This window comes from Zhengella mangrovi (genome assembly GCF_002727065.1).
Classification (GTDB): Bacteria; Pseudomonadota; Alphaproteobacteria; order Rhizobiales; family Rhizobiaceae; genus Zhengella; species Zhengella mangrovi.
In genome coordinates, this window is the sequence record NZ_PDVP01000016.1 from 106,709 (window position 1) to 120,528 (window position 13,820).

Sequence of the window (13,820 nt, forward strand, 5' to 3'; positions counted from 1 at the left end):
TTCCGGAGGGCCCGGAGCAATCCGGGCCCCCGTCGCCGGAGAGGGGGATTTTCATGGAGCAGATACTGGCGAACGGGCTCTATCTCGGAGCCCAGTATGCACTGATCGCGCTCGGCCTGACGTTGATCTTCGCGCTGATGAACGTCCTCAACTTCGCGCACGGGCAGATGTATGTCCTGGGCGGCTTCGTGACCTACACGATCTATGCCCAGCTCGGATTGCCTTTCGTTGTCGGGCTGGCGGCCTCGGCCATCACGCTGGCCGTCGTCGGTGCGCTGATCGAGAAGTACCTGTTCAGGCCGGTCATCCGGCGATCGTCGCGGGAAGAAAGCACGATGCTGCTTGCCGCCGGAATCGCCTTCTTCCTCGACGCGGTGATCCTGCTGGTGTTCGGAGAGAAGCAGCGCGGCGTGCCGAAGATCGTCAACGGCGTGCTGAACTGGGATTTCCGTCTGATCATGCCCTATGACCGGATCCTCATCGGGGCCCTGGCCATTCTCTCCATCGTCGCCTTCATCCTGTTCATGCAGTATTCGCGGACCGGGCGGGCGATGCGCGCGCTGGCCCAGGACCGCGTGGCAGCGCAGCTCCAGGGCGTCGATGTCGACCGCTACTCGATGATCGGGTTCGCGCTCGGCGCCATGCTGGCGGGTCTCGTCGGCGGCCTTCTTGTGACGATCACCGGCATCAACCTCGGCATGGGCGGGCCGACGTCCATCAAGGCCTTCATGATGGTCATGATCGGCGGCGCGGGCGTGATCTCGGGCGCCATCGCCGGGGGCTTCATCCTCGGCATGCTGGAATCGATCGGCCTCTCGGTGCTGTCGCAATACGGCGACATCACCTATCTCGCCATCTTCGCTTCGCTGATGATTTTCCTGGCAATCCGGCCGCAAGGCCTGATGGGCAAGCCCTGGGGTTGATGCCATGACACGCAACCAGATCCTTGGTCTCGCCGTCTTCCTGCTCGTCATCCTGGTGGCGGTGCCGCTGTTCATCCAGGTCACGGGGCGCTGGGACTTCTACTACACGCTGACCTCCGTGGCCCTGCTGTCCATTGCCAGCGCCGGCGTGTGGCTGACGTTCTACATCGGCCGAATCAACATCGGGCAGGGTGCCTATGCGCTGGCCGGCGGCTATTTCTCGGCCATCCTCATCACCAAGCTGGGGATTTCCTTCTGGCTGACCCTGCCGCTGGCGGGCCTGTTCACCGCGGCCGTCAGCGTCGTGATCGGGCTGCCGATCCTGCGCCTGCGTGGCGTCTACTTCGCCATGGTGACCCTGGTGCTGACCGAGGTCGCGCGGCTCACCGCCCTGGCGTTGCCGGTCACCAACGGGGCGAAGGGCATCACCTCCATACCCTTGCCGAGCGGGATCGCCAGCTTCTCCAACCCGAAGCTCGGCTTCTACTACGTGGCGGCGATCCTGATGGTCATCGTTTTTGCCGCCATGTACCGGCTGGTCAATTCGCGCGTCGGGCACCTCTGCCGCTCGCTGCAGCAGAACGAGGAGCTGGCCTCGTCGATCGGTGTCAACATCACCTACCTGCGGGTGATCGCCTACTCGATCTCGTCCTTCCTCGGCGGCATCGCCGGGGCAATGTTCGTGGCCATCTCGCAATCGATCTACCCGTCCAGCTTCCAGGTCGCGGACTCGGTCAACTTCATGCTGAACTGCTTCCTTGGCGGGCTCGGCTATGTCTTCGGACCGATGCTGGGCACGCTAGTGCTCTACTTCGGCTGGGACCTGCTGTTCCAGACCGGCAAGTTCCAGATGCTGATCTACTCGAGCCTCCTGATCCTGCTGATGCTGGTGCTGCCCAACGGCCTGCTCAGCATCCGTATGCCATCCGCGAAGGGAGGCCGCAAATGAGCCCGATCCTCGAGGTCCGCAACCTGACGCGCAGGTTCGGCGGGCTGACCGCGGTCAACGACGTCAGCTTCACCGTGAACGAGAAGGAAATCCTCTGCGTGATCGGGCCGAACGGCGCGGGCAAGTCGACGCTGTTCAAGCTGATCGCGTCGTTCCTGAAACCGAGCAGCGGGGACGTGCTGTTTCGCGGCGGCCGCATCTCCGGCCTGTCGCCGCACAGGGTGGCACAGATGGGCGTGGTGCGGACCTTCCAGGAGACCACGATCTTCCGCAGCATGACCGTGCGTGAAAACGTGATCGTCTCGCACCACCTGCGCTCCAGGGCCAATCTGTGGGGCTACTTCTTGGGATCGCCGCAAGCCAGGCAGGACGAAGCCGCCTTCGCGAAATCGGCCGACGAGATCCTCGGTTTCCTGGGGCTCGCCCCGATTGCCAACGAGATGGCATCGAACCTGCCGCAGGGCCACTTGCGGGCGCTCGGCATGGCAATCGGCCTGGCAACGAACCCGACGGTCCTGCTGCTCGACGAACCCTTCGCCGGCATGAATCATGACGAGACCATGCGCATGGTCGACCTCGTGCGCGGGGTTCGCGACCGGGGCGTGACCGTGCTGCTGGTCGAGCACGACATGCCGGCGGTGATGAAGATCTCGGACCGTATCGTCGTCATCAACTTCGGTCAGAAGATCGCCGAGGGCACGCCGGCCGAAATCCAGCAGAACGAAAAGGTCATCGAAGCCTACCTGGGCAGCGAAGACGACGCGATCGGGATTTGAGCCATGAGTCAGATGCTGAAATTCGACAATGTCGAGCTCTATTACGATCACGTCTACGCGCTGAAGGGCGTCTCCATCGAACTGAGCGAAGGCGAAACCGTTGCCCTGATCGGCGCCAACGGGGCGGGCAAGTCGTCGATCCTGCGCGCCATCACCGGCCTGAGCCGCATCAGCAGCGGCGAGATCCATTACCAGGGCCAGCGCATCGACGGGACCAATCCCGCCGAGATCGTGAAAATGGGAATTGCCATGGTGCCCGAGGGCCGGCGGGTCTTCCCGCACATGTCGGTCAGGGACAACCTGATGATGGGTGCCTTCACCCGGACGGACAAGGCGGACATCGCCCGAACGCTGGAGATGGTGCTGGGCCGGTTTCCGCGGCTGAAGGAACGCTATTCGCAGATGGGCGGCACGCTCAGCGGCGGCGAGCAGCAGATGATGGTGATCGGGCGGGCACTGATGGCCAAGCCGAAGCTGCTGCTGCTCGACGAACCCTCGCTCGGCATTGCGCCGAAGCTGGTGCAGGACATCGCCCGATCGATCGTCGCCATCAACCGCGATGAAAACGTCTCGGTACTCCTCGTCGAACAGAATTCCCGCATGGCGCTCAGCATCTCGAACCGTGCCTACGCGCTTTCGACCGGCTCGGTGGCGCTGTCGGGAGAATCGAGGGGACTGATCAACGACGATCGCATCAAGGCCGCCTACCTCGGCGGCGAAGTCTGACAGGAAATCCCCGCATGCGCATGCTCGTCGTCAATCCCAACACCACCGCATCGATGACCCGGAAGATCGGCCTCGCGGCAAAGGCCGCTGCCTCTCCGGGTACCGAGATTCTCGCGGTCAATCCGGACGAGGGTCCGGCCAGCATCGAGGGCTACTTCGATGAAGCCATGAGCCTTGCCGGACTCATCAGGACAGTCGGCCGGCATCGCGATGCCGACGCCATCGTCATCGCCTGTTTCGATGACACCGGCCTGGACGCGGTCCGCTGCATGACCGAGGCACCGGTGCTTGGCATCGGCGAGGCCGCCTTCCACGCGGCGGCCATGCTGTCGAACACGTTCTCGGTCGTCACCACCCTGTCCCGGTCCATCCCCGCGATCCAGCACAATCTCGTGCGCTACGGCCTCGCCAGCCGGTGTGGGAAGGTGCGCGCCTCGGAGGTTCCCGTTCTCGACCTGGAACGCGAAGGCTCCGACGCCTGCCTGAAGATCAGCGACGAGATCGCGCGGGCCATCGAAACCGATCGCGCCGAGGCAATCGTGCTCGGCTGCGCGGGCATGACCGATCTTGCCCACAACCTGTCGGCACAGCACGGGGTCCCGGTCATCGATGGCGTTGCTGCGGCCGTCTCCATGGCGGAAGCGCTTGCGCGCATCGGTCTGAAGACCAGCAAGCGAGGCGGCTATGCGCTGCCGATCGCCAAGCCCGGGAGTGCGATCGCCTGATTGCGCGTTGCAATGGCCGTCGTCACCGGTTTCTGGCAACGGTAGACGGCATCAAAACTGCGGCATTGAAAGGTCCGAGTTCCAGAATGACTTGGGATCAGCTGCCCTTGGGCAGCCTTGCTGCGGCTGCGAAAATCGGAAGCACCTTCAAGAATGTATCGGCCAGCATCGCGTGCGGCTTCGCTTCCATCGAAAGCGCAGCCATCGCTTCCGGGTGCTCTGCGATCGAGATGAGCTCCATCCCTTGGCACGGCTTTCTCGTATCGCCAGCCGCCCTCTTTGTTCGAGGAAACCAGTTTTGAAACTGGTCACAAGTGGGCGCTTAAGCACCCTTCGCAAACTGTGAATGGCCAGAAAACCCCAGGAACCATTGGCAACCAATGATGACATGGGCTTGGGCGCTGAATTAGGGAAATTGGTACTCCCAAGGGGAATCGAACCCCTGTTTCCGCCGTGAGAGGGCGGCGTCCTGACCGCTAGACGATGGGAGCGCCTGAACGGCCTGCATATAGGCCGGCTGACGGGGACACGCAAGGAAAATCATCAGCCGGCGGCGAAATACCGGCACCGGCCCTGCCCGGCGCTGCGAAGCTTCAGCGTGCCTTCTCCACCGGGATCCGCGCCACGATGCGCCCGCTCGCCAGGTCGCCGATCAGCAGCGTCTGCCGTCCGTCCGGTGCCTGGACCAGCAGCGAGATGCGGCCGCCGTCGAGCGACTGCGAAACGATCGTCTCGTCGGCGCCGATGACGATGGGCGACGACGAGAAACCGCTCCCCTCGCCCGGCACGGCCGAGTTGACCGCGGTGGCATCGGCAGGCTCGTCGCGCGTCGACTTGTAGACAATCGCCGCCAGCACGGCCATAAGGGCCAGCATCAGGATGCCGATATTGATGGCGAAAAAGCGCATCATCTTGCGCCGGACGTTTTCCACCGCAGGATCGAGCGGCTTCTCCTCGTCAAAGGCGTCACGCGGATTGGGTGCGTTCATGTCCATCAGGTCTCCGGGAAATGCAGGCTCCGACAAACGCCCTGTTAGAGCATTTTCCGCTCGAACGGAACCGTCTGGTGACTGCGACACTGTGGCGGACACGGACCACGGGTCGCCGGGGAAGCTGTTGACGGCCGGCCCCGATGCCGCCGGCAGCCGGATCGACCAGTGGCTGGCCGCTGAACTGGCCCCCGAACTCTCGCGCGCCCGCCTCCAGGCGCTGGTGAAGGGCGGCTCCGTTTCGGTGAACGGGCGCGCGGTCACCGAACCCAAGACGAAGCTGGCCGGCGGCGAGACGATCGTCGTCGTCCTGCCGGAACCGGAACCCGCAGCACCGGCGGCACAGGCCATCGCCCTCGATATCCTGTTCGAGGACGACCAGCTCATCGTCATCAACAAGCCCGCCGGCCTCGTGGTCCATCCCGGCGCGGGCAATCCGGACGGAACGCTGGTCAACGCCCTGATCCACCATTGCGGCGACAGCCTGTCCGGCATCGGCGGCGTCCGGCGCCCCGGCATCGTCCACCGTCTCGACAAGGATACCTCCGGCGTCATGGTCGTCGCCAAGACCGACCAGGCCCACCGCGCCCTGTCCGAGGCCTTCGCCGACCACGGCCGCACCGGCGACCTGGAGCGCGCCTACTGGGCCATCGTCTGGGGCATGCCGGAGCGCATGACCGGCACCATCGACGCCCCGCTGGGCCGGTCGGGCAAGGACCGAACCCGGCGCGCGGTGGTGCGCGAGACCCATCCCGATGCCCGCCACGCGGTCACCCATTTCACCACGCTGGAGCGCTACGGCCTGCGCCCCGATGCCACGGCGGAGGCCGCGCTGGTCGAATGCCGGCTGGAAACCGGCCGCACCCACCAGATCCGCGTCCATATGGCCCACATCGGCCATCCGCTCATCGGCGACCGGGATTATGGCCAGGCCTTCTCCACAAAGGCAAACCGGCTTCCGGAAGACGTCGCCGCGATTGTCCGCGCCTTCCCGCGCCAGGCCCTTCATGCCCACCTGCTGGCCTTCCGCCATCCGGCAACGGGCGACCTGCTCCGCTTCGAAGCACCGCCGCCGGCCGACATGCAGGCGCTGCGCGATGCCTTGCGCAAGCTTTCCGGCGCCTGATCACAAGACGGTGACCCTGGTTGCAGCGGTGAAAAAAAACGTGAAATCGCCGCATTCATTCCTATATTGAAAACGCTGAAAGAGGCGGTTTCGCGCCAGTCAGGCGGTTGCCGCCTCTGGGTATGCCCGGGAAACGGGGTACCTGGACAAGAATTTGGAGGGTGCTCTATGGCCCAGTCATTGCCAAGCATCGTGTCGGGCGAGGGTGGCCTGACGCGCTATCTCGAGGAAATTCGCCGCTTCCCCATGCTGCAGCCGCAGCAGGAATACATGCTCGCCAAGCGCTACCAGGAATATGGCGACACCGAAGCGGCCCACAAGCTCGTCACCAGCCACCTGCGCCTCGTCGCCAAGATCGCGATGGGTTACCGCGGCTACGGCCTGCCGATCGGAGAGGTGATCTCCGAGGGCAACGTCGGCCTCATGCAGGCGGTCAAGAAATTCGAACCGGAGCGCGGATTCCGCCTGGCAACCTACGCCATGTGGTGGATCAAGGCCGCCATCCAGGAATACATCCTGCGCTCCTGGTCGCTGGTGAAGATGGGCACGACAGCGAACCAGAAGCGCCTGTTCTTCAACCTGCGCAAGGTCAAGGGCAAGATCCAGGCGCTGGAGGAAGGCGACCTCAAGCCCGACCAGATCAAGGAAATCGCCACCCGGCTCAACGTGTCGGAAGAGGAAGTCGTGTCGATGAACCGCCGCCTGTCCGGCGACGCCTCGCTCAACTCCCCGATCCGCGCGACCGAGGGGGAGAGCGGCGAATGGCAGGACTGGCTCGTCGACGAGAATGACGACCAGGAAACCATGCTCATCGAGCAGGACGAACTGGAAAACCGCCGCGCCATGCTCGGCAAGGCCCTCGACGTCCTCAACGAGCGCGAACGCCGCATCTTCGAGGCGCGCCGCCTGTCGGAAGACCCGATCACGCTGGAAGACCTGTCAGGCGAGTTCGGCATTTCGCGTGAGCGGGTCCGCCAGATCGAGGTCCGCGCTTTCGAGAAGGTCCAGGACGCGGTGAAGGCCGCTGCCCGGGAACAGGTCCGCGCCACGCTGCCGGCCTGACAGCTTGGAGGCCATGGCTGCTCCGGGTGATCCTAAGCGGCAATCAGGTGAAACGGCTGAGCGGGTCGGTTGGCCCGCTCATTTTCTTTGGATCAACGGCACGGGTGCCGGACTTCGCAACCGTACACGCGGCCTGGTTCGAAGGTACGGTGCGACGGGCCACGGCGCCGGAAGCAGCGATCACCCCCCGGCGGTATCGCCACCCTTCGTCCAGGCACCGATCACCTCGTTGAACACCTTTTCGCCGGAGATCCCCTTCTCCATGGTGATCAGGGCCCGGCGGCCGGTGCGGTAGACGACCGGGATATCGATCCACGGCCGGCCCTGCATGAGCTGCAGGTTGGCGGCAATCTCCTGCTGCCCGTCCGTCAGCGCCACGAGGAAGAAATTGTCCGCGATCTTGGCGGGAATGCCGAGCAGCGGCGTACCCGCCGACTGTTCGTTTTCCTTGAAGGTGATGCGCAGCACGTCCTCGATCACGCCACCCGGGAAATTGTCCGGGGTCACGAACACGAGCTCGATGATGTGGCTGGCCGGCAAGGTCTCGTCGCCATTGCGCCGGATGGTGATCCGCAGGTTCAGGTCGCGGTCCGGGAACGAGACGTCGGCGCGGATCGCCGGTTCGGCCGGCTTGTCGCCACCGGGCGATTCTTCCACCTGGCTCCAGACGACATTGCCCTGGTCGGCCGTGCCCTGCTCGACCGCGGTGCGCTCCTCGTAGAAGATCGCCCGCTGGCCGACAGCCACCGCCGGCTGCGCATTGGCGTTCGGCTTCGGCGGCTGTGCCGGCTGCGGGGTGGCCGGTGCTGCGGGCTGTGTGCCATTCGCCGCGGGCGCTCGGGCCGGCGGCTCGGTGACCTGCGCGACGCTGGTTCCCTCGCCAAGGGTTGCCTTGCCACCGGCCGGCCCCGGATCGGTTTCCGTGCCGTCGGCCTGCAGCCGCTGGGTGAACTTGGGCTTGCTCGCCTGCCCTTGCGGCGGCGGTGCGGCCGGTTGCTCGGGCTGTGCGGGCGCGGGCTTGGCCGGTTGCGCCGCCGGCGCCTCGGGCGCGGTCGCCGCCACCTTGGTTTCGCCGCCGGTCGGCAGCAAGGCCATGACAGCGTCCTGGTTCAGCCAGGCGGCATAGCCGCCTGCGCCGAGCAGCAGCAGAACGACGATGGCAATCGCCAAGCCGGTGAACCGGCCCCTGCCTGCCTTTTTCCGCGAAAGATCGGGGATGGGAGCGTCAAAGGCATCCCCGCCGGACGCCGCCGCGGCGTCCCTGCCCGGCTTGGCGGTCCACACGGCACCTTCACGCTCTGCCTGGCGGGCGAGGTCTGCAGCCAGGCTTTCGCCGGCCATGTCGTCATCGGCAGGCGCCGTCGCGGTTTCCGGTCCCGTGACGGGAGCAGGCGCAGGCGGCGTTGCCACCGCATCGGCCTGCGAAGGCACTGGCGGGGCCGGAGGCGCGCTTGGCTGGACCGGTTCCGGCGTCACCGCGGTTGGTTCGGCTGCAGCTGATACGGTTTCCGCCTCATCGACCGGCGCCGGCACGTCCGCTGCGGGCGCCTGCGGTTCCGGTTGGGCATCGGCCTCGACCGGCGCGGCCGGCATAGCATCGGGAACGGAAGACGCGATCTGGTCTTCCTCGGCAGGCGGCGGCGGGGCCGTGGTCACGGCCGGGGCCGGCGGCGCCTCGCTCGCGGCCGGCTTCTCCGTCGAAGCCTCCGTGAAGACGGAATCGATCTGGTCACGGAAGGAATAGTCTCCCTCCACGGCAGCGATCACCTTGTCGACCTGGGCCATCTGGGCATCGATGGCCGACTGCGAGGGGCGGGGGTCGCGGGCATCCAGCTTCGCGCGAATGGTCGCGCGCGCCTTCTCATAGACCTTTTGCCGGACGGCCGGTGTATTCGTCGGCAATCCGTCGATCGTCTTCTTCAATACCGTTGCGATATCCGCCATGCAGGCCTTACCCGTCCTCGCCAACACCTGTTACGCGCGCGGGCAGACCCACGCGCACGCGTCACGTTAACGGCTTTTACGGCCAAAATGAAGCAACGAACACCCCAACCGCCAGTTAAGCTGTTGATTTCCGCACCAACTCGGACGCGGTCCTCGCTTCGCAGCCGGTCCGCGGCGATCAATCCTGGAACGGATCGGTCACCAGGATGGTATCCTCGCGCTCCGGGCTGGTCGACAGCAGCGCCACCGGCGCCCCGATCAGCTCCTCGATATGGCGCACATACTTGACGGCCTGGGCGGGCAGGTCGGCCCAGCTGCGAGCGCCTGCTGTCGTGTCCTTCCAGCCTTCCAGCGTCTCGTAGATCGGCTCGACGCGGGCCTGCGCGCCCTGGCTCGCCGGCAGGTAGTCGATCAGTTCGCCATCCAGCATGTAGCCGGTGCAGACCTTGATCTCGTCCAGTCCGTCGAGCACGTCGAGCTTCGTGAGCGCGATGCCGTTGATGCCGTTGACCGCGATGGACTGGCGCACGAGGACCGCGTCGAACCAGCCGCAGCGCCGCTTGCGCCCCGTCACCGTGCCGAATTCGTGGCCGCGCTCGCCCAGGAACTGGCCGACGTCATTGTCCTGTTCGGTCGGGAAGGGCCCCTCGCCCACCCGCGTCGTGTAGGCCTTGGTGATGCCGAGCACGTAATCGATCGCCCCCGGCCCGACGCCGGAGCCCGCCGCTGCCTGCCCGGCCACGACGTTGGACGAGGTGACGAAGGGATAGGTGCCATGGTCGACATCCAGCAGCGTGCCCTGCGCGCCCTCGAACAGGATGCGCTCGCCCGCGCGGCGCTTGGCGTCCAGCACCCGCCAGACCGAATCCATGTACGGCAGGACCTCGTCGGCGATCTCCATGAGTTCGCCCAGCAGGCGGACCGGGTCGACCTCCTCCACGCCGAGACCGCGCCGCAGCGGGTTGTGATGGGCGAGCAGCCGGTCGATCTTTGCCGGCAGCGTGTCCGGATTGGCAAGGTCCATCACGCGGATGGCGCGCCGGCCCACCTTGTCCTCGTAGGCCGGGCCGATGCCGCGCCCGGTCGTGCCGATCTTGGTGCCCTTGGCCGCCTTTTCCTCGCGCAGCCGGTCAAGCTCGCCATGCACGGAAAGGATCAGCGGCGTGTTCTCGGCGATCCTGAGAATGTCCGGCGTCACCGAGACGCCCTGTTCCTTCAGCCGCGCCACTTCCTTGACGAAGGCATGCGGATCGAACACCACGCCGTTCCCGACCACCGACAGCTTGCCGCGCACGACGCCGGACGGCAGCAGCGACAGCTTGTAGCTGACACCGTCGATGACCAGCGTGTGGCCGGCATTGTGCCCGCCCTGGAAACGCACCACCACGTCGGCCCGCTCCGACAGCCAGTCGACGATCTTGCCCTTGCCCTCATCGCCCCACTGGGAGCCGACGACCACAACATTGGCCATGTGCCTGTCCTTCCGCGCCGGATGCGCCGGCGCATTCTCAAGAGAAAACCCGCGCTTCTATACCGATGCGCAAGGCCGATTGCGACCCCCGATTTGCGGATTTCCAGCGGTTCCGGCGGTCCGGTGCGGTCTTGCCCGCCCGTTCCCTGCCCTATATGGCAGGGTTCCTGTCGGATTCCCGGACTTCCCTATGACCCGCCAAGCCTATCTTGTCCTCCTGGGTGCCGCCCTGTTCTGGGGCGGCAACAATGTCGCCGCCCGCTTCGGTGTCGGCCACGTGTCGCCGGGCGTGCTCACCATGCTGCGCTGGGTGGTCGCCCTTGCGCTGCTTGGGTGGTTCGCGCGCCGGGAGCTGGCGCGCGACTGGCCCATCATCCGCAGGCACTGGCCGGCGCTGTTCGCCTATGGCGCCGTGGGCTTTGCCGGCTTCAACATGGCCATCTACACCGCGGCCGGGTTCACCTCGATCGTCAACATGTCGATCGAGCAGGCGGCCATGCCGATCCTCATCTTCCTCATCAATTTCGTGCTGTTCCGGGTCGGCATCGCCTGGCTGCAACTGGCCGGGGTCCTCGCCTCGCTTTTGGGCATCGCCGTCGTCGCGACCAACGGCGATCTTGCCCGCCTGTCCACGCTCGACCTCAACGTCGGCGACGCACTGAACCTGACAGCCTGCCTGATCTATGCCGTCTACACGGTCATGCTGCGCTTCCGCCCGCAACTGCACTGGAAAAGCTGGATGATGACGCTGGGCTTCGCCGCCCTTCTCGCCAGCCTTCCCTATGTCGGCTGGGAATGGACGGCCGGCCAGTTCCTCTGGCCCGACCTGCAGGGCATGGCTGTCGTGCTCTACACCGGCATCTTTCCCTCCCTGCTCAGCCAGACGCTTTACCTGAAGGGCAACGAGCTGATCGGTGCCAACCGCGCCGGCCTGTTCATCAACATGGTGCCGGTCTTCGGCACGCTGCTGTCCATCCTTCTGCTCGGTGAACCCTTCCATGGATACCAGGCACTGGCCTTCACGCTCGTCATGGGCGGCATCGCCATGGCGGAGATGGCCGGGCGGAAGAAGGCGGCAGCGGCAACACAATAGGACCAGCGGCCTCCGGCGGCCCCGCGGCAGGACGGCGCGGGATCGCTGCGATCGCCCTGCCGCCATCGGAGGCAACGCGAGCCTGACACTGCGCGGTTTCTCCGGTATTCTCGGATCCATGCATCTCGTCGCCAAAATCGTGGTCTTCCTGGAGGTCGCCATTCTCGGCGCGGCCGGCGGCGCGCTCATGGCCTTCTATGGCGTCATCCTGCTGGGGATGCTGACCGGCTCGTCCAACATGAACGGCGGCCTCGCCATGGGGGCGGCGGGAATTGCACCCCTCGGCGCTGTCGCTGGCGCCCTGGGCGGCGTCTGGCTGGCCTGGAAGATCATCCGCGAATCCGGCAAACGGATCGTGCTCGGCCTCGGCTATGGCCTTGCCGCGGTCTGCCTGGTGGCCGTGGGCGGCTGGTTCCTGGTCCAGGAGATGACCGATGGCGACCCCTACGAGCCGGGCAAGGAACCGCTGGTCCATCTCGAGTGGCGCCTCCCCGACAAGGTGCGCCATGACCAGGTCGACCGCGTGTTCCGCCAGATGATGCGGTCGTCCCACATGAACTGGATCCTGAGCGACTGGTGGGACGAGCCGCGCGCCCGCGACGAGGGCGACCGGACGGTCCTGCGCATGGTGGTCCAGATCCGCTGGCGCGTGACGGGCCGCACCTTCCAGCTCTGGCGCGCCCCAGATCACGACAACCGCATCACCGTGGATCTCGGCTTGCCGCGCGATCCGAAGGCGTCTGCGGACTACGGCCCCTGGAGAGAGGTCGAGGGCTACCCGGGCAACGAATTCCGCTGGCGTATCGAGCGGGGCTAGGCGCGAAGATCGGGCCGCCTGCCGGTCGCACACCCTCCGGAGCGCACCCGGCTGTTCGCGCCATGAAAAAAGGCGGCCCCTCACGGAGCCGCCTTTCCTCTGTTCGCTGGAAACGGCCGCCTCAGACGTCGAACACCAGCGGCTTGGCCTGGGTGATCAGCTTGGAGGCGCGCAGCTCCGCCAGCACGTCTTCCTTCACCGGTTCGTCCACGTAGAGCAGCGCGATGGCATCACCTCCCGGCCGGTTGCGGCCGAGCGAGAAGTTGGCGATGTTGACGCCCGCCTTGCCCATGGTCGTCCCCAGCAGGCCGATGATGCCCGGCACGTCGTTGTTGGTCGTGTAGATCATGTAGCGGCCGATCTCGGCATCCAGGTTGATGCCCTTGATCTGGATGAAGCGCGGCTTTCCGTCGGAGAACACCGTGCCGGCCACTTCGCGCGTCTTGTCGGCCATCTTCACCGTCAGCTTGATATAGCCGTCGAACACGCCCGACTTGTCGCGCTTTGTTTCCGACAGGGTGATGCCGCGCTCCTTCACCATGATCGGCGCCGACACCATGTTGACGTCCGACACCTGCGAGCGGATCAGGCCCGCCAGCGCCGCGGAGGTCAGCGCCTTGGTGTTCATCTTGGCCGTCGAACCGTCATAGAGGATTTCCACCGACTTGATCGGCTCGTCCGTGACCTGGCCGACGAAGGCGCCCAGCACGTCGGCCAGCTTGACGAAGGGCTTCAGCTTCGGCGCTTCGTCCGCCGAGATCGACGGCATGTTGATGGCATTGGTGACGGCGCCGTTGACCAGGTAGTCCGACATCTGCTCGGCCACCTGCAGCGCCACGTTCTCCTGCGCTTCCGTGGTCGACGCGCCGAGATGCGGTGTGCACACCACGTTTTCCATGTGGAACAGCGCGTTCTCCGTCGCCGGCTCCTCCTCGAACACGTCGATGCCCGCGCCCGCCACCTTGCCGCTCTTCAGCGCCGCCACGAGATCGGCCTCCACCACCAGGCCGCCGCGCGCGCAGTTGATGATCCGCACCCCGTCCTTCATCTTCGCGAAGGCCTGCGCGTCGACGATGCCGCGCGTCTTGTCCGTCAGCGGAGTGTGCAGCGTGATGAAGTCGGCGCGCGCGAACAGGTCGTCCAGTTCCACCTTCTCCACGCCCATCTCCACCGCCCGCTCCGGCGACAGGAACGGGTCGAAGGCGATGACGTGCATCTT

The 13,820-nt window shown here is 65.7% G+C and carries 14 protein-coding genes and 1 tRNA gene; 9 read left to right on the forward strand and 6 right to left on the reverse strand.

All coding sequences use genetic code 11. The features are described from left to right. The first annotated feature begins 53 nt into the window (after positions 1-53). The 5 genes from CSC94_RS19855 to CSC94_RS19875 are packed head-to-tail and all read left to right on the forward strand — an operon-like array spanning position 54 to position 4,099. Entirely contained in the window at positions 54-923 is an 870-nt protein-coding gene (locus tag CSC94_RS19855) for a branched-chain amino acid ABC transporter permease (RefSeq protein WP_099308115.1), read from the forward strand. Between the two features lie 4 nt (positions 924-927). After that, positions 928-1,872 carry a branched-chain amino acid ABC transporter permease gene (locus tag CSC94_RS19860; RefSeq protein ID WP_099308116.1) on the forward strand — a complete coding sequence of 315 codons (945 nt, stop codon included), beginning with the start codon at positions 928-930 and terminating at the stop codon, positions 1,870-1,872. Further along, positions 1,869-2,648 carry an ABC transporter ATP-binding protein gene (locus CSC94_RS19865; RefSeq protein ID WP_099308117.1) on the forward strand — a complete coding sequence of 260 codons (780 nt, stop codon included), beginning with the start codon at positions 1,869-1,871 and terminating at the stop codon, positions 2,646-2,648. The genes CSC94_RS19860 and CSC94_RS19865 overlap by 4 nt, the downstream gene beginning before the upstream one ends. Positions 2,649-2,651: 3 nt before the next feature. Then, complete coding sequence (locus tag CSC94_RS19870; protein WP_099308118.1) at positions 2,652-3,374, forward strand: ABC transporter ATP-binding protein; 723 nt, start codon at positions 2,652-2,654, stop codon at positions 3,372-3,374. A 14-nt stretch (positions 3,375-3,388) separates the two neighbouring features. Further along, positions 3,389-4,099, forward strand: a complete 711-nt coding sequence (locus CSC94_RS19875; RefSeq protein ID WP_099308119.1) for an aspartate/glutamate racemase family protein — start codon at positions 3,389-3,391, stop codon at positions 4,097-4,099. Between the two features lie 97 nt (positions 4,100-4,196). Here CSC94_RS19875 and CSC94_RS24690 read toward each other — a convergent pair whose 3' ends face one another. The 3 genes from CSC94_RS24690 to CSC94_RS19885 all read right to left on the reverse strand — a co-directional run bounded on the left by CSC94_RS24690 (position 4,197) and on the right by CSC94_RS19885 (position 5,094). Then, positions 4,197-4,340: a hypothetical protein gene (locus CSC94_RS24690; protein WP_165784520.1), complete on the reverse strand. Its 144-nt coding sequence runs from the start codon at positions 4,338-4,340 to the stop codon at positions 4,197-4,199. 175 nt (positions 4,341-4,515) lie between these two features. Then, positions 4,516-4,590, reverse strand: a tRNA-Glu gene (locus tag CSC94_RS19880). A 102-nt stretch (positions 4,591-4,692) separates the two neighbouring features. Then, a complete protein-coding gene (locus tag CSC94_RS19885) occupies positions 4,693-5,094 on the reverse strand; it encodes a fimbrial protein (RefSeq protein ID WP_165784515.1) in 402 nt (133 codons plus the stop codon). A 118-nt stretch (positions 5,095-5,212) separates the two neighbouring features. Here CSC94_RS19885 and CSC94_RS19890 point away from each other — a divergent pair, with 118 nt between their 5' ends. Next, the gene (locus CSC94_RS19890; RefSeq protein WP_245408425.1) at positions 5,213-6,214 is read left to right on the forward strand and encodes an RluA family pseudouridine synthase; all 1,002 of its coding nucleotides are present in this window, start codon (positions 5,213-5,215) and stop codon (positions 6,212-6,214) included. Positions 6,215-6,382: 168 nt separating this feature from the next. Then, positions 6,383-7,276, forward strand: coding sequence for an RNA polymerase sigma factor RpoH (gene rpoH, locus CSC94_RS19895; protein WP_099308122.1), 894 nt, complete (start codon positions 6,383-6,385; stop codon positions 7,274-7,276). 180 nt (positions 7,277-7,456) lie between these two features. Here the strand turns inward: rpoH and CSC94_RS19900 are convergent, their stop codons facing one another. Then, on the reverse strand, positions 7,457-9,220 hold the full coding sequence (locus tag CSC94_RS19900; protein WP_099308123.1) for a hypothetical protein: 1,764 nt from the start codon (positions 9,218-9,220) through the stop codon (positions 7,457-7,459). 178 nt (positions 9,221-9,398) lie between these two features. After that, positions 9,399-10,691 carry an adenylosuccinate synthase gene (locus CSC94_RS19905; RefSeq protein WP_099308124.1) on the reverse strand — a complete coding sequence of 431 codons (1,293 nt, stop codon included), beginning with the start codon at positions 10,689-10,691 and terminating at the stop codon, positions 9,399-9,401. A gap of 190 nt (positions 10,692-10,881) precedes the next feature. Here CSC94_RS19905 and CSC94_RS19910 point away from each other — a divergent pair, with 190 nt between their 5' ends. Both CSC94_RS19910 and CSC94_RS19915 read left to right on the forward strand, forming a co-directional pair. Continuing rightward, positions 10,882-11,784 (forward strand): DMT family transporter, encoded by a 903-nt coding sequence (locus CSC94_RS19910; RefSeq protein WP_099308125.1) that lies wholly within the window; start codon positions 10,882-10,884, stop codon positions 11,782-11,784. A gap of 118 nt (positions 11,785-11,902) precedes the next feature. Then, positions 11,903-12,601: an MFS transporter gene (locus CSC94_RS19915; RefSeq protein WP_099308126.1), complete on the forward strand. Its 699-nt coding sequence runs from the start codon at positions 11,903-11,905 to the stop codon at positions 12,599-12,601. 121 nt (positions 12,602-12,722) lie between these two features. Here CSC94_RS19915 and CSC94_RS19920 read toward each other — a convergent pair. Beyond that, positions 12,723-13,820: NAD(P)-dependent oxidoreductase (locus tag CSC94_RS19920; protein WP_099308138.1), on the reverse strand; the 1,098-nt coding region annotated here is incomplete at its 5' end.

Excerpts from the sequence above, each read along its gene's own strand:
- CSC94_RS19855 (WP_099308115.1), top strand. The coding sequence starts at position 54 with ATGGAGCAGATACTGGCGAACGGGCTCTATCTCGGAGCCCAGTATGCA.
- CSC94_RS19860 (WP_099308116.1), top strand. The coding sequence starts at position 928 with ATGACACGCAACCAGATCCTTGGTCTCGCCGTCTTCCTGCTCGTCATC.
- CSC94_RS19865 (WP_099308117.1), top strand. The coding sequence starts at position 1,869 with ATGAGCCCGATCCTCGAGGTCCGCAACCTGACGCGCAGGTTCGGCGGG.
- CSC94_RS19870 (WP_099308118.1), top strand. The coding sequence starts at position 2,652 with ATGAGTCAGATGCTGAAATTCGACAATGTCGAGCTCTATTACGATCAC.
- CSC94_RS19875 (WP_099308119.1), top strand. The coding sequence starts at position 3,389 with ATGCGCATGCTCGTCGTCAATCCCAACACCACCGCATCGATGACCCGG.
- CSC94_RS24690 (WP_165784520.1), bottom strand. The coding sequence starts at position 4,340 with ATGGAGCTCATCTCGATCGCAGAGCACCCGGAAGCGATGGCTGCGCTT.
- CSC94_RS19885 (WP_165784515.1), bottom strand. The coding sequence starts at position 5,094 with ATGGACATGAACGCACCCAATCCGCGTGACGCCTTTGACGAGGAGAAG.
- rpoH (WP_099308122.1), top strand. The coding sequence starts at position 6,383 with ATGGCCCAGTCATTGCCAAGCATCGTGTCGGGCGAGGGTGGCCTGACG.
- CSC94_RS19900 (WP_099308123.1), bottom strand. The coding sequence starts at position 9,220 with ATGGCGGATATCGCAACGGTATTGAAGAAGACGATCGACGGATTGCCG.
- CSC94_RS19905 (WP_099308124.1), bottom strand. The coding sequence starts at position 10,691 with ATGGCCAATGTTGTGGTCGTCGGCTCCCAGTGGGGCGATGAGGGCAAG.
- CSC94_RS19910 (WP_099308125.1), top strand. The coding sequence starts at position 10,882 with ATGACCCGCCAAGCCTATCTTGTCCTCCTGGGTGCCGCCCTGTTCTGG.
- CSC94_RS19915 (WP_099308126.1), top strand. The coding sequence starts at position 11,903 with ATGCATCTCGTCGCCAAAATCGTGGTCTTCCTGGAGGTCGCCATTCTC.